This window comes from Sporocytophaga sp. (genome assembly GCF_017745095.1).
Lineage (GTDB): Bacteria > Bacteroidota > Bacteroidia > Cytophagales > Cytophagaceae > Sporocytophaga.
The window spans coordinates 121,170-147,454 of record NZ_JAGHZZ010000012.1; the positions used below are offsets into that span (position 1 = coordinate 121,170).

Annotated in this window: 8 protein-coding genes; all 8 read right to left on the bottom strand. The window is 36.1% G+C overall.

The window, feature by feature from the left end:
- Nucleotides 1–497: 497 nt before the first annotated feature.
- The gene (locus J7604_RS18100; protein ID WP_293898662.1) at nucleotides 498–938 is read right to left on the bottom strand and encodes an SUKH-3 domain-containing protein; all 441 of its coding nucleotides are present in this window, start codon (nucleotides 936–938) and stop codon (nucleotides 498–500) included.
- Nucleotides 935–13,168, bottom strand: a complete 12,234-nt coding sequence (locus tag J7604_RS18105) for a YCF48-related protein (protein ID WP_293898665.1) — start codon at nucleotides 13,166–13,168, stop codon at nucleotides 935–937. The genes J7604_RS18100 and J7604_RS18105 overlap by 4 nt, the downstream gene beginning before the upstream one ends.
- A gap of 4 nt (nucleotides 13,169–13,172) precedes the next feature.
- Entirely contained in the window at nucleotides 13,173–13,916 is a 744-nt protein-coding gene (locus J7604_RS18110; RefSeq protein ID WP_293898668.1) for a hypothetical protein, read from the bottom strand.
- Between the two features lie 4 nt (nucleotides 13,917–13,920).
- Nucleotides 13,921–19,017, bottom strand: a complete 5,097-nt coding sequence (locus J7604_RS18115) for a right-handed parallel beta-helix repeat-containing protein (RefSeq protein WP_293898671.1) — start codon at nucleotides 19,015–19,017, stop codon at nucleotides 13,921–13,923.
- A 30-nt stretch (nucleotides 19,018–19,047) separates the two neighbouring features.
- Nucleotides 19,048–24,519 (bottom strand): hypothetical protein, encoded by a 5,472-nt coding sequence (locus J7604_RS18120; RefSeq protein WP_293898674.1) that lies wholly within the window; start codon nucleotides 24,517–24,519, stop codon nucleotides 19,048–19,050.
- 37 nt (nucleotides 24,520–24,556) lie between these two features.
- Nucleotides 24,557–25,156, bottom strand: a complete 600-nt coding sequence (locus tag J7604_RS18125) for a hypothetical protein (protein ID WP_293898677.1) — start codon at nucleotides 25,154–25,156, stop codon at nucleotides 24,557–24,559.
- Nucleotides 25,153–25,674: an OmpH family outer membrane protein gene (locus J7604_RS18130; RefSeq protein WP_293898681.1), complete on the bottom strand. Its 522-nt coding sequence runs from the start codon at nucleotides 25,672–25,674 to the stop codon at nucleotides 25,153–25,155. Before J7604_RS18130 ends, J7604_RS18125 begins: the two co-directional genes overlap by 4 nt.
- 15 nt (nucleotides 25,675–25,689) lie before the next feature.
- The coding region (locus J7604_RS18135; RefSeq protein WP_293898684.1) for a hypothetical protein at nucleotides 25,690–26,285 on the bottom strand (596 nt) is incomplete at its 5' end.

Genomic DNA, 26,285 nt, shown 5'->3' on the forward strand with positions numbered 1-26,285 from the left:
CTTCAAAAACTGGCTACTCAAAAATATTTTCTCCAACTCTCGCATTACAAATGCGAATGCGCTTTATACATTATGAACCTTTAACTATCTAACATATCCCTCTATCACAGATTGCACGCTTTACAAAAGCGCGCCAGCACGCGCGACAGCATCCGAGGAGAAATGCGTGCCAGCTGGGGGGACAAATGCGGGACAGCGGGTAGCCCACGAAGACGGCAAATGCGGAACAGCTGGTATTTTACTTTATAGTCTAAACACATCCCTCTATCACAGATTGCACTCGCTACAAGCGAGCGCCAGCTCACTAGGAGGACAAATGCGGAACAGCTGGGGTGCCAGCTGGGGATAAACGCAGCCCAGCTGGATATGCTTTATTCAATATGCATCAAAACTATTTAAACACATCTCTCTATCACAGATTGCACGCTTTACAAAAGCGCGCTAGCGCGTGAGGAAAACATATGCGGACTAGCTGAAATGCGTGCCAGCTGGATACATTAATCTATTCTCTTAAAATCATAATCTTTAATTATCCCTTCAATAGCTTTTATTCCACTATCTGCAATTTCCACTAAAAAGTTATCATAGCCTCCGTAAACAAATCCATCTTCTGCCATCATAAGAACCATATAATCTCGATAAGCAGTTCCAATCAAACATAGTTTCTTTCCTATTCTTGGCTCATAATCTTCATTTAACCTTTCGGGAACTTCCAATTCTATCGATCTATCAAAGCAAAAATCAAAATTATCTTCTTTTAAGCTTCTCTTATTTAAAAATTTAAAAGAAAGTCCTTCAAAGGATTGTAAGAACTCAACTACCTTTGGAAAAGCATCATAATTTTCTTTTTCAATCATCTTAATGATTACATTTTTATCTAGTCTTCTTTCAGGGGTCCATCCTCCGTTAGATAAAATTTGCAAAACTTCAGTTTTCATCTGTCACTAGTTGTTTTAACTTCTTCAGTAGTAAGAACACAATTATCACATCTTTCAAAGTCCTCATAACTCATAGTAGATTTTTTGAGTTTTAAAGTATGCATTTCTAGATTATCAATATTTGCATTATCATGCAAAGCATTATTAAGAGCATCGCACTCAGCACAATTTTCAACATCCCATTTTTCAAAAGATTCTTTTCCTATTTTCATTTTTGCTTTTTCTTTAACCTCATTAATTTTTTCAAGGAGATCTTTATGAATGTTTTTATTTTTTAGACCTCCACTTATCCCATAATAGACCTTCCCCGTTTTTGTATCCACGATAGCAGTAACTCCTCTAGGCCATTTCCCTTTGGCAATATTTGCTATTATGTCTTTAGCATGTTTGGTAGCATAAAATTTTGCTAAAGAGGAAGACTTAATCGCTGCTCTAAAAGTAAGGCCCAATATTTCACCACCAATTGCAGCTGCCAACGAATATTTACCTTCAGTGCTCCAATAATGGAAGGCTAGTGGATCTCCTTCATTCCGAGCTTTTTCTGCTTGATTAAAGGCATTAATCATTGCACCCAACTCATAAGTTGCAAGAACCTTTGATATCCACCCTTTAGTCACAAATAAGTCTAGACTAATGACAGCAGTGGTAACCCCAAAGGTAAAGCTTGCTCTTGTTTCATTGTCATTCCATTTAAAATCTCCATTTGCATCAAATGGGTGATGACCTTGATATACCCCTGGGTAATAAACACTTTCTAAGCCTTCCATTTCAACATGAGAAATTACTCTATTTTCACTAAAAGCGTAAGGGCTATTCCATGGAAAATCTTGACTTATAGGATCAATAGAAAGGAATCTTCCTATTCTAGGATCATGTACTCTGTAATCGAATGAGTAATTACCATTGAATTCACTTTCCCGCTCCTGTCCCTGAAATCCATATCGGTATCCTATGCCAATATTTTTACCTCTACCCATCATTTCCAATCCAAATGGATAATAATCCTGACTACTAATAACTATAGCAGAATACTGCGAGTTTGAATAACTCCTATAATCCGATATGGTGGATAAAACATTGTTTAAATGATTGTTTAGCTCAAAATATTTTCTATTTAAATTACTCGTATAGGTTCTATATCCTAGTTCAACCTCGGTTAAAGGTTGGTATGGGACCGCAATATTTACATCTCTTGAAACCATAAACCTACCAGGCTTATAAGTTCCAATTCTAGTTAAACCATAAATTGTAATTTCATTTTGTCTAAACTCAAAATTGCCAGATATTGGAGTTTGATTGTATATAGATACAATATTTCCTGAAAGGTCCCTTATGTACCAAGTATATTCCCATGTATCTTCATTACCAACTGTCTCTGCTGGCTTCAATATTTTACAAATTCTATTTCCTTTGACATCATATAGAAACTCCAGATCGTAACTATTATTTTTGTCTACACTTGTAATCTTTCCAAAGGAATTCCAATTAATAGTTATCCCCTCAATAAAATCTTTTTGAAGATTACCGATTTCATCATATCCGTAATTATTAGCGGAATTAATATTTTCCTGTTCATCGTTAAAAAGTCCTTGATCATCAATATCAGTATTTGCAATTCCATTTAATGCGGGATCATCATTTACATGATAGAGCCTATTACTTCTTAATTTTGCTTTCGAAGCCGACAATTCTTGTGTTTCCAGACTGTTGTTGATTACATCATAGTTGTAGTGTAGATCATCAAATAAGACACCAGTCTTACCTTTTCGCTGGAGTTTTATAATATTGCCATTATTGTCGTATTCATAGGAGCTAGAATAAGAAGGTGTCGCTCCTGATGACAACCAAGCATTATTGGTAAGATCAAAATTCGCATAAGCTCGCATACTTTTGATCCTGTTTAGTTTATCATAAGTATATGCTGTTCCCTGAGCTTCGGGCAAATCGTTTTGTCCCAATATGGTATTAGCCATACTGCTGATATTACCATTATACAAGTTTTTGCCATTGGTAGCACTTCCAAATTCACTACCTGTCCTGCTTCCAACGAAATTGTTACTTATAGCTTTATAGTCATTATCGAAATAATTGAGGCTATAGCTGTAAACGTCTTTTCCCACATTCGCTTTTGAAGAGTTTGCCAATCCATCATTTCCAGGATCACTTATAGAAGAAAGGTTTGTAGCGTTTATTCCTTTTACCCATCCTTGTATTGTATATGCAAAATCCTGACCTTGTACTTTCAGATCGCCATACTCTGTTCTTGATAGTGGTCCATGAGCATAATAGAAATAAGTCACGTCCTCTGCCCAGACAATACCATCTTCACTTGTGAATACATTCGTGATTCTGTTTTCAGCATCGTATTCATACTTATGCATGAACTGGTCTGCTTTATTTTCCTGGTAAATCACTTTATTCATCTTCACACTGATCAGATCGTATTCATAACGTATCCTTTTATAGTTCTGCTTAAATGCTTCAAGATAAGGAATATCCTGTACAAGTTCTTTTACGTTGCCATGTACATCATAACTGAAATGACTTGCATGATCCACTTTCTGGGAATCTCCTTTACGCTGATATGATATGGCTGCAACCCTGTTTCTTAGGTTTTCCTGAGTAAATCCAGGAATATCGCTAAACTTGCTATCATAGTAAGTTTTACTGATCTCAAACTTATTAGCTGAAGGTGTGTTGGTAATCCAGTTATTTAATAGATCTATATCAATCTGACTTCCTGACAATAAAACCTCGACATCTGTAGATGGAGCCAACTCTCCGACTTCAACAATTCTTCCTAAGTCATCATATCTTGTGTAACTATATCTTTTAGGATTATAGTTATACTGTTTAGAGTTTTGAGAGACCACAAGTCTGCCCAATTCATCATACCAGAATCTTGAGCTAACTTCTTCTGAGAAGTCTGTTACTTTACTTACATACCCATTAGTTCCTGAAATAAACGCATGGTTGTCATCAATAAAGTTGATGTTGGTGATATCGCTGGTTGTATTCAAACCTTTCGGCACCCAGGTTACTCCACCATCAACAGTTTTCAGGAATGTACCATTAGCACCTATAATGTATCCTGTTTTAATATTGGTGAAATAAACAGAATTCAGTTTAGTATTTGTAAGCGTGTTTATTGCAGTTGGAGTCCATCCTGTACCGGCAGCATTCATTTTCAGAATAGTTCCATTGTTTCCAACAGCAAAAGCGTTTTTGCTGTCCAGCACATAAACAGAATTCAGATTTGCTGTACCTGTATTCATTGTGCTCCAGGTAGCTCCGAAGTCAGTGGATTTAGCAACATTTCCACCATCTCCTACTGCCAGTATGAATTTATCAAATACGCTTACTGAATTATAATTGAATGCAGGGGCAGCAACAAGAGCGTCCCATGAAGAACCACCATTGGTAGTTCTTAATACTATACTGTTTCCTACTATAATACCATTATTGGCATCTTTGAAAGAGACAGATGTGAAGTTCTTGGCAGTGCTGATACCTGCTTTAAGCGGTGTCCAGGTTTGCCCAAGATCTGTTGTTTTTACAATGGTGGAGTTTTTACCAACAGCATATCCCGTTTGGCTGTTCTTCACATGGAAGGTCGCTGTCAATTTCAGCGGATCTATGGTAGTAACATCTTTCCAGGTAGCTCCTCCATCGGTTGTCATAACGACAGTACCGCTTTTACCTGCAGCAATTCCTTTCTGTGTACTAGCGAATGAAATCGCATCAAGTGAGAAATTAGCAGGTGTGCTGCGTTTAGTAAACGTAGCCCCGAAATCAGATGAAGTGTAAACAGAATGATCTTCAGTAGATGCGAAAACAGAAGATGGAGCCACCAAAGACAAGTCAGTAATTGCTTTATCTGATTCCGCATTTAAAGTAGCTACAGTCCACTGAGATTCTGTACTTGCATTTGTTGAGTATAATAATGTGCCCTTAGTTCCTGCAAGTACGCCATTGCTTCCGCTAACAACAACTTTATTCAGGTCAGCGTTGGTTGGAACAAGGAACTGATAGAAAGTATTGTCGCTTGCGCTGTATTTAAAGAAAAGTCCGTCTTTACCAGTCAGGTATACATGCTCAGCATCTTCGCAGTAAACACTACTGAAAGGATCAAGCTTTATATTCTCCGACTTTGGATTGAACTGATCAATATTGGTACCTACAGTAGAAGATTTATAAATCTTTCTTCCTCCGACAGCAACAAGCTGTCCGGAAACTTTATCAATAGATTTCAGATCTGAGGAAATAGTCTTTACATCTGTCCAGGAATCGCCATTGTCACTGGAATATAACGCTCCTGTATTTGCAAGGGCATAGAATTTATAATCCAGACTTTTAAGCTCCTGGATTTTTGCCTTTTTCTCATCACTCCACACAACAGTAGTTGCAAATACATTTGAAGAATAATAAACCGAGCCAGTTCCAAAACCATCTTCTATCATAACAACCGCAGCATCTGAGACCGCTGGCATTATAATACTCTTTACAGCTTTGTTTTTAGGCAGGTTTAATGGAGTCCAGGTATTCTGAGATGAAAGTGGATTTTTATTTACATACAGCTTTCCATTTTCTGTACCCACCAGCAGTTCTTGAGAATCATAGAAAAATGTGGTAACATTCTCTGTTATGACAGAGCTTAGATTAAGGGCAGGAGCGCTTAGTATCCAGGTTTTACCACCATCTTTTGTTCTGTAGATTTTTTTATCTGCAGACAAGCAATAACCGTCTTTATCCTTAATCTGAAAATCTTTTATAACTCCATCTGGCAGATTGGATGGTTTCCAGGTAACTCCCCCATCTTCTGTATATACAACTTTATTATCCAGGATACCACAGCCAGTAGACTCTCTGTAGAAATGTAGTTTTGTAAATGCTTTATTATCGGCATTTGCATAAACATAAGTCCACGTTTCTCCTCCATCTGTAGATTTCAGAAGAATACCAGCTTCTCCGGCAGCATATATTTTTCCCGCTTCAGCAACTGAAATGGTGTTAAGTCCTGCTACTCTGAATTTAGCACCAAAATCAGTCCAGGTATCACCTTTATTGGAAGTAAAGTACATCTTTTGACTTCCCTGATAATTTGATATTACAAAACCAGTTGTTCCATTAAAATGAACATCGGTGATGACTCCCGGATTTGAAAGCGGATTGGTTTTTAACCAGGTTTCACCTTTGTCTCTAGTTGTCCAAATAGATCCATCTGATTCAAAAGCAAGGCCGTGGCTAATATCAAAGAAATGAACTTCTGTTAATGCATTGGTAGTACCTACAGGTTTAAACAACCAGTCTTTACCACCATTCTCAGTTCTCAAAAGACCACCGTTTGTTCCGACTGTATGACCAACCTGATCACTTCCTGGCACAAACTCAATATCTTTCAGATCAAGTAAACCAAGTTTGGTTAGTTCAGTCCAGTTATGCCCACCGTCATTGGTCACAAAAATGTGTGCTCTGTCAGGGTACAATTCGTTTGGATCAGGTATGGTTTCCTTAGCTACCAGATAACCATTTAATCCGTCTTTGAATTGTATACCTAATACATTAAAGCCTTCCAGACCTGTAATGGGCACACCATTGAAAATATTCAGTTTATCATGATCCGGTACAGATTGCGCTGTTAGCTGATTCAGTGAATTATAATAATAGGTCGTTGGCAACGTATGTTGAGGTTGCAGACCAGGGGTAAATGTCTTGTTCAGACGATCATTTTTAATATCTGTTAACTGATCATCATCTGTGATTACATCTACGCCTTGAGGAGGAACAGTTTTAACAAGATTTCCTGCCTGATCATAATAATATAGTGTATATTGATATTCATAATCTTTATAAGAGAAACGGAACTCTTCAGGAGCTTTCAGACATTTGTTGATATAATTGGTTCTGAAATCCTGTCTGAGTTTTTCCTTATTTCTGCTGTACTTAAGTTCTGCATTAATGGTTTTTAAGTTATTAACCATTTCCTGGCAGGCAGTGATCTCTGTCTTTTCTTCAGCTGGTTCGGATATAACAGGTGTACAGATTTTAGAAAAAGAGATATCATCAAGACCGAAGTCACCACCATAAAAATATGGATCTATACTGCTGACATCCAGAACCACTTTACCAGTATAACTTGTATTTTCCCAAATTGTACTGATCTTAACCCATCCATTCTTACAAGTCAACCCTTCTGGAGACTCGTAGGTAAGTAGGGCCCTTGCGCATTTTTTATCAGGGTCGGTTCCTTCAGGATCACAAGTAATATCATAAGGACTTTTTGAAATATTTAACTTAAGGAAGATCTTATCTTCCAGAGAAAAAGTTCCAAATTCATTATAATATATACTTGTAGGCAACTCTGTTCCAGTCTCTCCATTCAGAAGGCATCGTTCCTCCATATATCGGTTAGTCGCAGGCCATTGTTTAGATTGCTCGTCATCATAAGCCCATGCCCTGAGTTTACAACCTTTACAATTTGGATCATTAGGATTATCCTGCTGATGAAGGTTCATTGCATAAGTTGTAAACTCATAAACTCCTGGTTCCACAAAAACTTCCTGATACCAAGCTCTTTTCTTTAAAGGATTTTTTTCCTGGAATTTATTATCTGCATAAAGGAAATATCCTCTTCCGTTTGTATGATCATAGCCATCCCACTTAAGTCCTGCATCCTGTGGTTTTCGTGCAAAAATAATAGCCCCCCAACCATTATTGTCCCACTCTTTAGCAAGACAATAATCCGAACCAAATGTTGGAGATACCATTTTAGGTACATCCCGGTTATTATCAGGGAATGACTCATCCGGTAAATAACACCTGCATCCTCCGCAAGCATCAGGCAATAAAGTAGGATCTGAAAAATCTCCGTTGATAACAAGGTTCTCTTTTCCCGCAAAACAGCCTAACTGACACTCAGCAACAGGAAAAACAGAACTTCCCTTCATTTTTACGTTTACTGCAAAAGCAGAAGTTGTCACTTTGCAAATAGCATAAAGAGTAAACTCATATGCTTTACCTTGTTTAGAATTTGTGTAATCAGGTTTTAAACCAGCAAAACCAACAATATCAGTAAATTTGATCCCCCCATGCTCTTCTGCAAATTCCAAACTAAAATTTATATTGCTTCCTGCAATGCAATCAGTCTGATCATCCTTGCTACATAGTTCAATATTCAGTTTTGTTGCTGGAGTTCCAGGGATTTCGGGTGATTCAGAAGTTGCCTCAGTTGCCTGAATTTCATTTGTTGTTACCTTGGCATAATAAGTCCTATAACGACCAAGCTGTTTTTTCAATTCAGCATTGAATACAAGGTTATCATCTATAAAGTATTGGTTTCCATTAGCGAAAGCATAGTTCCCAGTTACTTTACCAGTACCATCCATATTTTTTTTGTCAGCAACAAATTCATCAAGGAAATCCAATACATGTTTTGCATTTTCCACTTCCTGAGTTTTACAAAGGTCCGGAGTTGGAGGGCCGCATTTTTTGAATTTAAATAGTGGACCATTTGCAGCATCATCATACGTGCTAACCGTACCTTTCATTGAGAAAGTATAATCAGCTGTCGTACCTTCCTGAGTAGCAGTGAAGAAAAATTCATTCGCCTCAGGATTCGGATTTATATCATAACAACTAAAAGATTTGATCTTGGCAGGATCCAACACAACACCCGCAGGAAGCGCTTCGTTTGGCTCAAGAACCACTTTCATATCTTCTTCAGAATTGTAATTGATGATCGAAATTTCAATCTTATTTCCAACCAATCCTGAATTGAACTTGTAATGACTATAAATATAACCTGGTCTAAAATATTTTTTCAGGTTGGAAGTCAGAAGTGCTTCATAACTAAAGACTGGCTCCCCACTGGGATTCGGGTCAGCATACATAGATTTATTCTGAACCGAAAGGTCATCTTGCATTACCATTGAATTTAAGAGCGAGCTTAAATCATTTCCCTCTTCTGATGTTTCACAAACGTTAGTAAAGTCACATTCAGCATTTAAAGGGAAAGTTGTATAACCTTTGATCTTAACATAGTAATTAGTCCCTACGTATTTAGTTCCGTCATAAATTTCAATCTCCATGTCGCCAATAAACTGGAAATAACCAAGCGGATTTTCCTGACGGAACATCAGGTTTCTTATGCCTTTTATTTTTGTTTTAAACCTTCCTGGAGCAACATCTGCGTTCAAATTATTTGTACAAATAGGAGTACCATTGAAGTTCATTTCAATAAAATACTCTTTGTAATTATCTGCTTTATCCTGGAATTTATATTTCTGATTCAGCCCAATTTCAAGATGAATAACTGTTGCATTGTCAGCAATAGGAGGAACAGTCGCTACAGTTTTTGAGATTTTATAATCCTTTACATTGTCAGTTGATGTACCTGATTGTAATCTTATAGTATATGGTACAAAACTTCCAGATGATGGCGTTTCTCCGTTAGCAGTATAACGTATCCATTTATAAAGTTTCTGGCTTATGGCTGTTTTTATAATTGGAGTTTCACTTGCAAGAAGTTGGTTTTTGCTAGCCAGTCCATTCATTAACATTTCAAAATCTCTTGTAATGGGACATTGTCCTGACATGAGATACACATTCATTTCTGCCTTCGCTCTAAGTCTGTCTACACTACTTTGATTTTTCTCATAATCACAGATACCTGATTTCTTTTGAGAGTCGTCTTTGCTGATAAATGCCTTTTGCGAGTTTTTAAAAAGCTGATAAAAATAAACGTTACACGGCTCAGTAATATTTAAGAAAAAGGAATTGGCACCTGCATAATATTCTTTTGGCAGGCCATTAAATGGACTGAATTGAGGATCTCCAATACATCCGTTGAATCCACCTTTTATTGAAGTATTCATACAATACAGATCCGCTTCTTTCTGCTGTATAGCTTGTTTCTCTCCAAGGTACATACTCACATAAGCCTGCCACTGTGCATCCTGCTCTTCCTCTGTTCCGGAGCCAAATGAAGTACACTCCGGTACATTTAACATTGAATTATTTGCATAATACATTGCCCCACAAAAAGTAGAAATTGCAATGGTCTTTTTAATATTTAATCCAGACCCATTGTAATCATTAAGCCTGTTGTACATGTCAGTTCTTCTGGCCTCAATAGCTGGATCGGTGCCTGCAAAATAGGGATCTTTATTAAGTAAATCCGTAACAACATTAACACTGTTATAGGTAATATCCAGAAGATTAAATGCAAATCGCTTATCAAAATTGGGGTTAACAGTATTGAGTGGAGGCACTGTTTTTTCCGGCCCTGTTGCTTTAATAGCATCAGCATATTTTTTTATGAATGAAATCCTGTCATCAAAATCATTGCTTGAATAATTCAAGGAAGGGTTTATATCATTAAGTTTTTTGCAGGTTTCATAGTAGCAATATTCAGGGTGATACTCAACAAGATATTGAGCCCAATGAGGCTTCCACACTGCTGCGAAATCTTTTATCTCTTTAAGATATATGGGCAGGATAGCTAATTCTTCGCCGCTAGCACTTTCAGTAAACTTTCCATTCTCATCAAAATCACCTTTTTTAACGTAGTCCGAATTTGTAACTGCCGGGTCATAAACATCCACTGGTCCATATTCTCCATCAACAGTATACTTTTGAAGTGGCACATAGTATGGAACATTCAGATCATCGGCAAGAGGATAATTAACATCTGCATTATTAAATTTGGGCGATCTGAATAGTTGTTCTTTAATCCAATATCCCCAATGACCAGAAAGACCATTGAGATAGGATTTCTTATTGAATATGGAAAGGCTCCAGTTTTCAGAATTAGGGTCTGTAGAGGCATATTGACCACCTGGGCTCATGTGAGATAACATCATCCCATATGAATTTTCACAATTATTGGTTGGTTCACAAAGTTCCTTACATTCTTTCAATGTCAATTCATAATCTTTCAGTGAAAGAGTAGAATTAGGATAATTGGATTTGTAAACCGTGTAGTTGTTATCTAAAGAAAGATCTTCATCATACCCCAGTGACAAGAGACAGGTTTCGCAAGTTAATTCCTCGCAAAGAGAATTAAACTCCACGTTTTGGTCTTCCTCTAATTTAAACTGCTCTTGTGTCTTAATGCAATTTGCTAGATAATCTTCTACATACTCATTGATTTTCTTTTCATTGACAGTAAGTTTTTTAACAAGAGTATATTTTCCTGCCTCTAGCGGAATTTCTTTCTCGTTAAGTTCTTGGGAATAAATAGTAGAAGTAGCAATACATGCATTGCTAATACCATCTTGATCACCAATTCCTTTTTTATCAAGATTAATTAGCTCCGTGCCACATTCATCTAATAATGAAATTTTCAAATCATACACACAGTTGTAGCAAATATCCCCACACCCCTGCTGACTCATCGCCTCCAGAAGGTAATCGAATGTGTAAGTCTGGGCAACAGGAACAATTAGCTCTTTAGAATAAACAAGGCTATTATCCTGTATGTAATTCGAAGGATTACAGTATTGATTATCAGGATCCGCTTCATTTCCTGGATTCGGGCATCTTCTGATTGCCTGTATAGTAACATTGTCAATATCCTGAGGATTAGGACCTCCATCAAGTTTTAATAAAGGAGAAGGTTTTGATAGATCTCCGGCAATGGCTGTCGCTACTGTCTTTCCAGTTTGATCAAGATATGAAATGGATACTTCTCCATTTCCGTCTATAACCATATTCTTTTTGTAGTAGGCCGCTACTCCGGCATTGCTACCAAAAAGTTTATCCAACTCTTCCTGTTCAGGCTTCCCGTAAAAATATTGTGTTTCATGGGTAGACCCAAGCTTAAAATCTTTTCCAACTCCGCTCTGACTTCTTACCCTGCCTGTATTGTCTTGCGTATATTGAGTCTGAGTGTATGGGTACCCTTCAGCATCCGGGATATAATTCTTCTTTTCAAGTTCACTTTCAGGGAAATTATTATTACTTGAATAATACTGTGAAGCACCTGAGGTATTGCTAAATTTTGGAGCTGGAGAGGTACAACCTGTACCTATAAAATCTTCTTTCTGTATTGCATTATTAGGCCTATTAGTCCCATCAAGTATGTGAAACTTCTCAATATACGAGAAGTCAGTTTTTCCGGCGACTGGCACAGGCAATGTCTGAGCAATTGCACGTCCTTCTTTGTCATAAAATGTTTCAGCAACTATGTAATGATTCGTTGAATTGGATTTCGTTACAGCTTGTCTGTTACGAAGAGATCCGTCAAAATACGAGACAACGTCTTTTCTCTTTCCCTCTTCAGCAAATGAAGAAGTAACCTGAAAATTGTTTGTTGCTCTGTCTGCAATAGTATATTTATCACCAAATGAACTTACAGTGGTTCCATATGAAGGATTTTCAGAAGACCACTTTGTTGCAACATCATATAGCGCTGTTCCAAAAGCCTTGCCCTTACCTCTCACTCTGTAAAGAAGATACCCTCTATCGTAAGTTAATGGAATTTCATAATAATTTTTATCTGTAACTACTCTGGTACTGTTAAAGGTAAAATCATAACTTAATGTGCTTGCTTCAACCTGTGAGGTAAGGCTGACAGAAGAATAATCATCTACATAAGTATACTCTAGTTCATAGCTTTCCGCTCCGTGAAGATGCTCCCAACTCAATAACAAACTTTTATTAGTTAGCTGAGACTGGATTGTTCCGGATCCTGAAGCAAAAGGAACGGAAACAAGGTCCAGATTATAATACCTTTCTACTTCTAAAGAAACTTCAAAATTAACATATTGAGATAAAAATGTTGAGGCAACGGCACTTCCGTTCACCTTCGTTACCGTAACAGAGATACTATAAGGATCGTTTATAGCATCGTCAATTACAATGTAATCTTTGTCCTTAACTTTGGCGTTTATATTGCTAACGGACAATGTAACAGGGCCGATAGACGGGATAACTTTAGTACCATCTTTTTTATAGTACTCAACATTGAACTCAACAGATTGATCTAAGTTAAGAGGGAGGGATTTATTATACTGATCAATGGACAGCATAATAATACCTTTTGAGTTTACATATTGAGCATTGCTTAATACGTTAGGAAAATTCTTATCCTGAATACTCAAGGTAGCCTGAGGAAAAATCTCCGATCCTTTTTTCTTGGATATGTACTTTTCATTACCAGCAACCGCAAAAAAAGGAATCCCAATTATTAGAATAAAAATGGATTTTAGAAAAGAAAAATGCTTACTCATCTATTTATTTTTTTAATCTCTGATCTACTAATTCGTAATTTTTATAATTCAATGAAGGCTTTAACGACTTTGAGGATTTCTGAAAAAAGATACTTTCTGAAAAAGTCTCATTGCTGATTTCCCCGGTATCCATCTTGTCAAAACAAATTTCCAATCTGGGCCTTTCTTTACTTCCTTTGCCATCGTCCTGTAAACTCATTTCCTGATTATAGTAGAAAATCATTTTACTCATGACATATGATTTTGGATTATAAATAATTTCTATCCTTGAACAATCCATATATCCTTTAACCTTATCAAAACTGATGAAAAGTTTTTTATTGGATTCATTCAATTTATTTGCCCTTACCTCATTCGCATTTTTTAGAATACTGTCAAGCTGCTGATAAAAGTTAGTAAAACCGGCAGGCTGATTCTTCACCTTGGATTTATGTGCATTATCAACAATAATCCTTTTTTCATCTGCATCCACATACACTAAATATTTTGCATTTTTAAGAATTGTCTGATTACCAAAAGTATTTAGCATGTTTTCTCCAGCCCTTTTTACAGTTGCCTTGGTTTCTTCAACGGCCTTTGTTGCATAGTAATTCTTATATACATTATAAGAAATATCAACACTGAGATTTCTTAAACCACTCATTGTGCTGTTGATTTTCTTAAGTTCATCTATCCCTTCTTGTGCATGAAGATTGGTATTCCCCAACAGGGCATACAGGACAAGAACTATTTTAATAAAATGTCTCAAAATCTTATTGATTATCTAGATTTTCTACTTTATATATGTTAGTCTGTGACTCCTGGATAGTCATAATGCCTCTTTCTGTCTCCTTCTTGACTCTGATAAGTTTACCTTCCTGATCGTATTCGTAAAAAGTGGCAAAGTTCCTTTCATCAAGTTCAGACATCAGTTTCATATCTTTTTTATCATAGACAAAAGATTTCATACTGGAATTGTCTCTCTGAATTCTCAGGTCATCATAATAAATATCCACCGCTTCAGAACTTAATAGTGAAATACCAATCCCGACATTATTTAATGGAGCTTTGAAAGTACCTTCCAGCTTCTGCCAACCTTCAACCATTGGAGAACCAGGAACAACTTTTAGAGGAACCAGAGAATTATCCGGTAAGGATGTTCCATCAAACTGGTCTATATAAAAAGTAAGTTTTACTCCTGCATTCAGGTAATCCTGCTTAGGCTGAGTCCAATCTTCTTTTACCCATACAGAAAGCACATAATCTTTTTCACTTTCAGGAACAAAAGAACTCATACAGTTACCACAAGTTGGTTCAGGACAACTACCTTTTGCAATTTCAATTTTAGAAAATGCTATTTTACCATTTTGATCAGAAGGCGCATTGTTAAAATCAGACTCATTTGTTGGACAACTAAAGTCTTTAAATACTACGCTATATGTTCCTGATTCAGTAATGGTATTTGTAGGAGCTTGCTGCTCAGGTATTGGTTGATTATCCCTAAACCATAAAAATCTACCTAAAATACCACCATGGGGCTTTACATTTAGAGGAAGACTTTGTCCTTTGCATATTTCAGGCTGAGGCGTTTTTATTGTTAAATCAACAACTTCAACTCCTGTTTCTACTGTGCTAGAATAACATCCATTTTTCGCTGTAAGCTTAACAGGAACGGCTCCTTCAGTATTGAACCTGTAAAGCTCAAGTGCATTTTGAGTACTTACATCTATAGTATTATCATTATTTATATCCCAAAGATATGTTACACCAGGTTGATGATTATTGATCTTTAGAACTGACAAATTTGTCATCGCAATAGGTAAACCTACACAGAAAGTATAGATGGAGTAATCTGGTGTATTTACAGATGGAGCATTGCAATATGTAAAAGTACTAAGCTCACTGGTATTATTATTGGGACCTGTTCCTTCCACATTTAAATCAGTTGCTGTTGCTGCAAAATAATAAGGAGTTGGCTGAATGTTTTCAACAGTGAAAGCCCAGGTTCCTGAACTTCCTGTAGTTACGGAACCCAAGTAGTATACCGCCGACTGATAAGGGCCTGCTCCTTTGAATATTTCTATCCTCCGGTTAGCACCAGCTGTACCTGATAGTATAAGATTATTTGAAGAATTTAACACAGGAGAAGGATCGAATACAGGTTTTGCTTCTCCATTATTGCCATTGGTGAATAAAGCATTCTCATCGGGATAGAAAATATTGATGGCTTTACTAGATGAACCGTTTCCTGAAATATAATTTTGGGTGATAATATTGTGTTGTCCGGGATCTCTATAGACTGGAGCTACCACAATTCCATCCTTTTGATGATAATATATCCAATTACTTTCAATCCTGTTATAATTTGCCCCTGCTAGAAATATTCCATAATCTCCGTTATTATAGACTTTATAATTCAGGTTCGTTCCTATAAAATTTTCTTTAATCAAACTGCTGTCTATGTTGCTGCAATAGACACCCGCAAAACCACAATTTGCAACATTATTTTTAATGATAGTCAAACGAGTGGAAGTTGATCCTCCTGGAGAAATATAACCATTCCCTTCAATACCTTTTTCTACTACAGGAATTGACGTTCCGGCCAGAGATACTCCGACATAGTTTGATTCAATATTACAATCATGGACATTTTTATCTACCTTAATTCCACTAACAACATGACCGACTACATTTCCTTTTATTGTAATATTAATTGAACCATCCAAAGAAATTCCGGTTTGATTTATGGGCATGGCTACATTGTTCTTGCGTATTCCAATATAATTATTGATGATATTGACATCAAAAGATTGCATAATCATAATTCCCCTTTGAGACTCCCCGATTTGATTACCATCTACAGTCAATGCATTTCCTACTAGACTTATTGCGGAGCTAGTGCATCCAGTAATTTCGCTATCAAGAACTTTGTTAATATTACCATCACATACAACCCCTTCTGCTGCCCCCTTAATCGTCACCGCACTTATAAGGTTATGATCGCAATTGAAATTTATTGCTTTGGAAAAATTTTGAAACTGTATGTTTTTAATTTGGTTACTATTTCCTACAAGGCTTGTTCCGTTCGCTTCACTTGAAAACCCATCGATAGAACCATTACCCTGTAAAATTATACGTTGATTATCACCAGCTCCTGCTTTGCTTTCCAATTGAGTACTTCCATCCAGAATTATTCCATTAGAATTATTAAGGTTTGGCAATTGGACGTCCAGTTCAAAATAGTATGGTCCTTCTTCAGGCAAGGCAAAACAGACTTGGCCTTGTTCACTTTTAGCATTTGCACAGTTGATTGCTGCTCTTAGAGATCCAACGACAGGAGTTGCGTTATTTCCATTGTCTTCTGTGGTAGTGACAATACATGAACTTAATAAAAAAGGAGTTGATAATTCGGATGTATTTCCATTTTGGTCTGTTGCAGTAGCTACATAATTATTCCCTCCGTTGGAATTATAAGTAGTTGAAGAAATCGGAATCGTAATGGACCATTGTCCATTAACAGCTTGCTTTTCTCCAACAAAAGAGATGGCATTTTGAGCTACTCCGTCATTATAAAAAACCTGAATAAGATCGTTTGTTTCAGAAGTTCCACTGATTGTAAAGCCTACAATCGAGGTAATTATGGGAATAGCTTTACCATGATTCCCACTGCCTTCGTTATTGAAAATTGCGTTTCCAGAATTATTATTGCTTATAGTGTTATATGCAATATTATTTTTCTCTCCTTTAACACTAATTCCTCCCAAACTATTGTTCTTAATAATATTCCTTGAATTCTCTAGACCAATTTTTATATTACTAGAACTATAAGCCAGATTTATTCCGAATCCCTGATTGCCCAGGACATTATTATTTTGATCAACTCCAATCCTATTGCCAATTATTGTAATTAATGTCGAATATGATAAGTTAATTCCATCCGCTTGATTGGAGGTAATTACATTTTCTCTTATTTCTAAATTTTGACATTGGTTTAGCTCGATACCATGATTAAAATTACCTGAAATTCTATTTTTTAGAATTTGAAAATTACTAATATTGCCATTGTTAACAACTTGAATTCCATGGCTAATCGAACTTTGAGTTGGGTAACCATTATTTTCGATAGTATTTCCCTCAATAATTATATTTTTTACCTGTGCACCAGGTAGGATAGCAAAAGTAAGTCCACTTATTTTATTGTTTGAAATTATATTATTCTTTATCTGAAGATCTTCCATACTAGTGAGATACATCCCACCATTATTTTCCGAAATAGTATTATCTTGAATTATACCATTTTTATTCGTCGTGGAAGCCAAACCAGTACTAAATTTATTTATAATATTATTCTTAACTACAAACCCATCTGTAAAATTAACCTGTACAGCCTCAAAATTATTACCGGGATAAGCTGGACAATCAATTTTATTTCCTGAAATTTCTATATTAGCAGAGTTTGTAATATATATTGGCCTTCTAAAATTTCTGATAGTAAGATTTTTAATCACAATTGGAGTAGATGATGATTTAAAGCAAATCAAATTAGGATTTACTGCACTAATAATAATTTCCGGTTCCCCACCAATTCCCCCATAAGCATCAATTGTAACTTTCACCGGATTGGTAATTTCAGGTAATGAGGTTAATATGTTTATAGTATGGGGTCCATTCCCAGGCAAGGCAAATTCGACTTTAGCATGGTCACTTTTTGCATTTGCGCAATTGATTGCAGCTCTCAGAGAGCCTGCAACAGGTGTATTATCGCCATTGTCTGCAGTGGTTGTGACGACACATGAAGTTAATAAAAAAGGAGCGGACAATTGAGATGTATTTCCTTGTTGATCTGTTGCCGTGGCAACATAACTATTACCTCCATTTGGATTATAAGTTGATGAAGACATTGGGATTGGTAATGACCATTTCCCATCAGACTTTACAGAGGTTTCACCTACAAAAGCAAGAGCATTCTCAGCCACTCCGTTGTTATAAAAGACCTGCACAAGATCTCCAACCATTCCTTTACCATTTATGGTTAAACCAACAATTGATTCGATTTCAGGTGCAACTTTTCCAATATTTCCTAGTCCATTACTATTATCTATAGCTTTATAATTGTTGTTATTATATATTTTGTTATTAAGTATCCTATTACCCGTACCTCCATTAATTAATATTCCAGGTCCATTACTATTATTAGCTATAATATTTTCTCCCCCAAGTCCACCTATTATGTTGTTGTTTCCAGAAATTTGAATGCCTATTGTACAACTTCTAGTTACATTATTATCATCAACACCTATTTTATTATTTATAACCACATTATCATTACCCCATAATAAAATTGAAAATTGTAAACATCCATAGAATCTGTTATTCTTAATCGTATTATGATGATCATTTGTAAGCATTATTCCGCCCAATTGAATATTTTCAAAAGTGCAATTTTCGATAAGACAATTCTCGATTACATTATTATTGTTGTTCCCAATTAAAATACCATATGTCAAATTTTGAAACACTAGATTTTTAATTGTAACAAATCCTTCCATAATTAGAAGTGTTTTGTTTATTATAATTCTTTGATCAGTTCCGCTTCCCTGTCCACTAGCTAATTGAGAATTCCCATCTATCGTAATTCCATTCAAACTTACAAGCCACCTACTAGAGCCTAAATTATATGGGCCTGTTGTAGAAATCGCAAACGAGATGATTGCTGACTGAGAATCAGAGTTGGCATTTAAAATTGCCTCATCCAACGACCCCGGTCCCGAATCATTAGTATTCGTCACTAAGTAAGTCCCTGCAAGCAACTTCGAAAAAGGGCACAGTGTCACCACTACCAACAAACAGAAGAATTTAAAAAATTTCATATTCTTATTCATCTAAAATTTCAATCAAAATTATTTACAAACAGGTAAGTTAGTCATAGAAGAACCTCCGGAACTTTTAGGAATCTTAATACTGCTTCTACCTGTATGAGATTTATTTTCAATCGTTCCACCTGTGAACTTAATCTTCTGTTCTACACAAGACTTTTTATCACCATCTTCAAAGCTTTCAAACAGAATATCTGAATATTTAGCATTGGCAGATACAGTCACTGGCACCTGATGATTAAAACCACTACCTGAGTTAGCGTATCTGTTTAATGGATCTTTATTTTCCATTTCATTTCCGCCATAAGGATCATAAGAGGTAATTTCTGAAGTCCATGTCCAGTTTGTTTTATCGTGACACCACACAGTGTTTCCTGTTTCCGGTGTTTTCCAGAAGGAGTTAAATGCTTTGAAATAGCCGTCTTTTCTCAGGTTTGCTTCAATACTTGTTTTAGATCTGTCTGTAAGGAACGTATAGGATTTCTTAGGTCTCCATATGGCTTTGGCTCCATAATAAACAGGGTTATAATATTTCCCCATGTCAATATCACAGGCACAGAATATCTTCCAGTCATCACTGAATTCAGAAGCACTTGCTGAAAGTACCATGTGATCAAAATCTGCAAAATCAATCCTAGCCTTCAACTGGTCACTGTCTTCAGTCTTTAGCGGATTTTTTAAACAAACCACATTTCCAACAGGAATATTGGACATGTTTCTTTTACCTGATCTTATAATTTTAAAAGTTGTACTTCCATTTAATAAGGTGGAGCTAGGATTGGTCGCCGTCGTTTTACCTCCCATTATAGTTACCTTTGTTTTGGTCTTTTCCACTACATAAAACCTGTACTTCATTTCTTCTAGAACAGCATCTTTCTTTGTAGGGTCATCGAGGTCATCGTTATCGATTGCGATAAGTTCATCTCCTATTTCAAATGGGTTTGAAGTAGACGCAGCTGTACCCGAAGCTAATTCGAGTTCATATTCTACCCCAATATTTTGATAAGCAGGTCCCATTCTATTATGAGCCCAATGAGCAGGGAATGTAAAGTTATATAGAGGATCATCAAAGTTATTCTGTACTTTGGTTACCAGCACTTCTCCTGTTTCTCCATCATATCCAATATTCTGCGTTGCGACTTTGGACCCGAGGTCGTAAGCTATAACTTCGTCCAGCAAACCGTATCTATTAATCACCTTGGTTGTTACCGCGGAACGGAATCTGGTTTCTTCCTTAGCATATGCTGGGAGTATAAGTGGAATAGATGCTGGAAAGATTGCAGCAAGGAACATTGCAAGATTTCCATTTATACCAAAACTCTCAGTTGTAGATTCCTGCTGACGCATATCAGCTACAAAATCAAAATCAACTCCTATCTTAGCATTTGATATTCTCCCGTCAGGAAGAATTATAGTTGCATCATTGACAAGTCTGTTTCCTGCTCTTTTATATTTATACTCTACTCCAGAAATATAAGTCTTCTGATCATGGCCATAAACCCATTGAGCTTTGGGCTTTCCATGCATGTCATTCAGTTCTATAACATAGCCCTGGCTCGCATTCATATAATCCTTCTGCTGAATTTTCAAAAGCCTTAATGCGATATTAGATTTCTTAGGCAATAATTGTAGATCAGTTCTATCCACTATAGTTGGAAAATCTTTAGCAGTATAGAATTCGTGAACAACAGAGCCCGTTTTGGTAGAGGCTTCATTGATGCTTGTCACTGTAACCTTGCTATATCCAACAGATGCACCGGGAAAAAAGCATTCCCCAAATGGTTCTTCCAGATAAAATTTATCATCTGGTACCAGAAGTTTTTCCTGTTTAGTCCCATAAGCTACAGGCTTATGATGCGGAATTTCATCACCACCGATTAAAGGTTCATAACTCGCAACTCCGGAACTAATCTCATTCCCCTCTTCATCCGTTGTTTTATAACTATAATTCTGTCCATATATTCCCCCCTCTACATTAGCTCCAATAACTTGAGAAGAATTATCAAGCACTTGAATAGAAGACACCCTGGAGCCTCCTCCGAATTTCTTTCCATTAGGATTATAAAGACGGATAAATGATTCCTTAGCAATGAATTCCCTGCATTGCTGATTATCCATCATGAATCTATTAATTCCTTTAGCAATGGTAAACAGGTTTTTAGTAGGACTTGAATTAATAATACTTAAAAGAACCTGATCCACCGCACCATCATTTACATCTGTCAATCCATAAGCTAAACGAGGGTTGTATAGCCTAACAAATTGAAGTGCCGCTTTTGCAATTGGGCTGATCTTAATTCCTTCACCTCTATCTCCTATCGGTACAAGCTGCATTTCCAGGAATGCTTTACCGTCTTTAACTACAGCATCTACTATTTTTACATATCCCGGAACAAAATCAGAAGATCCGGTCTTTTGATTATAGGTTAAATCATTCCAGTTTTTTGATCCAAGATTAACCTTGAATTTAAAGTACAAATCTTTTCCACCTGATATGATATCTCTTAAATACTTTTTCTTAAATGTTTCTGTATCTATTCCAAAGCCAACATCAAGGACAATGTAATTAAAATCTTCATTTGTTGATCTATCATACAAATGCTCAACTGTACTGCTAACTTTAACCTCTTTAGAAACACCATAAATCTTGAACATTTGCATGGCCTCTTTATCCTGAACATATGCATAATCATCAGATTCATATTGAACTGAGATGGACCCACCAGATGGTAAAGTTATATAGGTTAAATTCCATGCACCTGCATTCTTAAATGCAGTAGTAGCATTCTGTTCCGTATAAGGGAAATTGGCATTGTCTCGATAATCATATTTAGGGTTAGCAGAAGTCCCATCTAAATATTCTAGCTCTTTAAAATTTCCCCAACGATCATACATTTTCAGATGATAATCCGGGTTAGTCAAATGATAGGTAAATTCATATGGACTAAACTTAGCCTTTTTAGAATTTTTATAAGTAAAATAAATTCTCTTTAGAGTCAGTTTACCTTTTTTGGCATTAATATTTTTTGTTGCATCATACCCTGACTCATTGTCCTTTTTTCCGTTTACATCTATGCCCGTACCACTATTATTTGGCACATTACCGCAAAGTGAATAATCATAAACGAAATGAACGGTCTTGATTGGAGTTGTTTGATCACTTATATTATAAAGCCTTATCTCTTTTAAATACTTTAATTTTTTGCTTTTATTAATTTCACCATTCTCGTCTACAACCCCTAATCCATCTTCCCTTTCTCCAGTAATGAATTTAGCGATGAAATTTTTATCCTCGATTGATTCTAGATTCCATACTTCTTTTGTTCCATATACATAATTAGCATGATCGTCACTGGTTAAAGATGAAAGACCTTCTTCACTATTGGCTTTTTTGGAACCCACTGGTACTCTCCAATTATAATCAGGAATTTTGGTATAGTTGAATAATGTGTATGTACCCATATCCGTTGCGGATGGGCCAGGGATTTTATCGTTGTCTACATAATCAGGGGAAAGTACTGAGGTTAAAAGATAACTATGTGCATAGGCAGGAGTTTCATTCATCTGATAAAAGTTATCTATCCCCCTTTCATTTGAAGTTGAATTGTCTGCATTACCATCAGTCGAATAATTAACAAGACCTGAAGAATAATCCACCGCTAATTGTCCCCTTTTGGGGCTTTCTCCTGTGCTGAAGGAAACTTCTCTTTGCAGGTTGTTATAAGCTGGAATTCCATAAACATATCTCATTCCCTGAGCATTTACAGATGTCATTTCAGCTATATGATGGTCCTTCCCTTTGTAGACAGCTTTATTAGGATCTGTTTCAGAATATAAAGATTTTTTTATAGCAAAATCACGCGCTTCTTTGAAGGTCAATACAGAAATTGTCTCATTTCTCTTTTGTCTTTTGTTCCTATTTACATTATCTAATATTGAAATTGTATTCCCATCCGCCGTTTTTAAATGATTCTCTGTGCCGACTTCAAAACCTCCACCTGATTTTAAATCAGGTCTTACAGCATTAAAGCCTCCTACTTTGTTAAAAAATGATTCTTCAAGTTCAAATTCTGAATCTACAGACTTCTCTCCAGCCTGCTTAAAATAATATGGCTCGTAATATTCATTACTAGGCTGATCCTTCTTGCCTTGAAAACTTAATTTTTTGCTTAATGTATTCCGCCATTTTGTTGTTGTTGTATTTGACAGCACAACTCTCGGATCCAAGCCAAAACTTGCAACCCATCCTCCCCCGAATTCCACTCCAAGCGAATAGCTGTCACTTCCGTTATTATTATAACTATCGTGTACAACACCTACATCACTTCTATATGGTCTGTACATTCCTCCGATTCCCTGACCTGAAACAGAATAAATATCATAAGTAAAATTAGTTACCGGAAGCGCAGGAGTATTTTTTGTAAAAGCAACATCTTTTTCCCTGTTAAAATCAAGCAAAGACCCTACATTGTTATATTGGTCGGAATTCAGATATCCATAGGATCGATACTGCTTTTCATTAGTCCTTAATTTTTGCTCTGAATAATAACCCGAAAAAGCAAGTAAAAAGTCGGTACCGAATGCTGTAGCTCCATAACTTAAATTAAGTGTAACCGAAGTGTTTTTAAAAGGAAGATTAGAAGGTGTAATATATGTAGGTGATACAAAAGAAATTGGACTTCCGCCGTTTTTAGACATGAAATCATAACTTTTTGTCTCATAGAGATTTTGGGAACTATAATAAGCGTATGATTTATAGTTTAAACTTTTTAATGATAAAGAAGTTAAACCAGCTCTTGAATTAAATGAAGCTCCAACTTTAGCTCCCAAATATTCACTTCTTTCATCGTTAGACCTTACTCTAGCATCAAAAGAAACTGTTGGATCAATGGTCATCCCATCCTGACTACTAGTAGAAACATTCAAACCAAGGGAAGCTGTATATTGACCTTTATTCCCACCTGCTGCACTAATACCGATGTTTTGGGTAGGCTCCATTGCAAACCCCTTATAATTGTTATAGCTGATTCCCATGCCCAATCCTATACTTAAAAAATTGAACTGAACCACTTCGGGAGATATCATACCAGTAATACCATATGTTCTATTAGGCTTAATATTGAATTTTTTTGTTATAAAATCTCCATTGTCTCCATTTCCATTAAAATCGTCCGGAAGCCCTCTCATATTGCGGTTAATAACACCTGGATTAATGTTCCATCCCAATCCAACCCAGCTTGCTTCCTGATCCATTGATACTCCTGAGTGATAGGATATATTAATAGGATAATTACCAACGTTTAACAATGGAATGTTGTAAACAAAGTCGCCGGAAAAAACATCAACCATTTCCGAGGTACCAATAGGTTCAAAACTTTCTACTTCAGGTTGACTGGGCCCTCCAGTAAGCGCAAAAGCTATGGTTGGAAATAGTACTTGTGCCAAAAAGTTGACTGCGAGAAAAAGTGCGGTAAACTTAAAAACTTTTATCTTCATTGGTATAATATGTTGCGTCATTCAATACTTTCAAAAATCATTTAATTGTAGGAAGCTTTTCAAGAGCATCCTTTTCAATTTTAAAATTTATCTTTCCTATTCCAAGTACCTTTTCATCAAAGGAAAAAGTAAGGTCCTGTAACGTTTTGACTTTTCTTTCAAAGCCCACTACCATATTCGAGTATGGAGCCATATTGTAAGATCTTTCAAAATGATATAAACCACAGTCTATAGTATCGTTAAGAGTGTACAGCTTTAAATCATTTTCTGCAAGGCTTGTAAAATATTCTATGCGCTGAAAATATTCATCAGTTCCAGAGATATTCTTTTTTAGCATTTCTTCCTGAGTGTCTTTCGCAGTTATTTTCAAATTAAAATGATAAAGTTCTTCAAGCTCATGGATTCGGCTTTGTATCTCTTCTTTAGAGCATTCTTTATTCACACATTCTTTAGCAACTATATACTCTGCAGGTTTGTATTGCAGTGTAAATATAAAGTCATCGAATTCTTTCATCATCAAAAGTCCGTTTTCCTCGTCTTCAACCCATTCGATAAATTCCTTTTCATTCAGACTCTTATCCGAATCTGAACAACTGATAAATAAAAAGAAAATTAGAAAGAGGTAAGGAATTCTCATTTTGACGAACCGTTGTACTTATTGTTTACAAACTCCTTCACTTTATCTGTTATATCGTCAGATTCATTAACATATATAAAGTTATAACCATCGTCAACTCCATAGATAAAGTCATAGCCTTTGTTTTTGCTATAGTCTTTGATGTACTGCTTAAGCTGCTTCCAGATCTGGGTTCTGTATTCATCAGCCAATGCTTGGTTGGCTTTACCAAACTCATCTTCCTTTTGAAGGTATCTTTCTTTCTTAACCTGAAAGGTGCTTAGGTTATCAAGATTCTTTCCCCTTTCAGCCTCTATCTTTGTTGATAGTATCTGTAGCTCTGTTTTCAGGCTGTCAAGCTGAAGGTTTCTTTCTTTCTCTACACCCTGAAGCTTCTTTTCAAGCTCTTTCTTCAGTGTGAAATCTTCATATACTACATCTATATTTACATAAGCAATTCTTGGCACTGCAATATATGTATAGACAAATAGCCCTGCTACTGCCAATAAGATGATGCTTATACTGATAATCTTGTTCATATTCTTTTTAACAGTCTAATTATTCTTATACTCAAACTTTAAGTAAGACTTTCTATTCTTTTCATCAGTCACTTCAAGGATATATAGCTTTCCATCAATCAGACCTAAAGTTTGTAATTCGATGCTTTCATAGTTCTGACCATAATTCGTACTTAAGGAGCCTTCCTTCTTGATCTCTGAAGGGTTGGAATAAATCTTATATTTCAAAGAACCTGCATCTTTATATTGCTCCAAGAATCTGAAATTTATTTTTTGACCTTTTACAGGATAAACGCTTCCATCCATCTTATTCGAAAGTATTCCAAATATGGACTCATCGAATGGCACATATCCTAATGTGTAGTATCCCGAAGTAAAAGGAGCATTGGAAGTAATAGAGCCACTAGATCCATCAACTACTTTATTGTTTGCTCCAAAAAACTGCCACACGTTGTTTTTATACTGAGCAACGCTTATGTCTCTGGTATTGACTCCTTCACAACCAGAACTTGTCCATGGTATAGTTAAAGAAACATTAGAGCTACCTGTAACCCTTTGTACATTCCAGTATTGGCATGAACTAACTCTTGATAGGGTATTATTTAATGTTGTAGCATTTGGAGGAGTTGCTA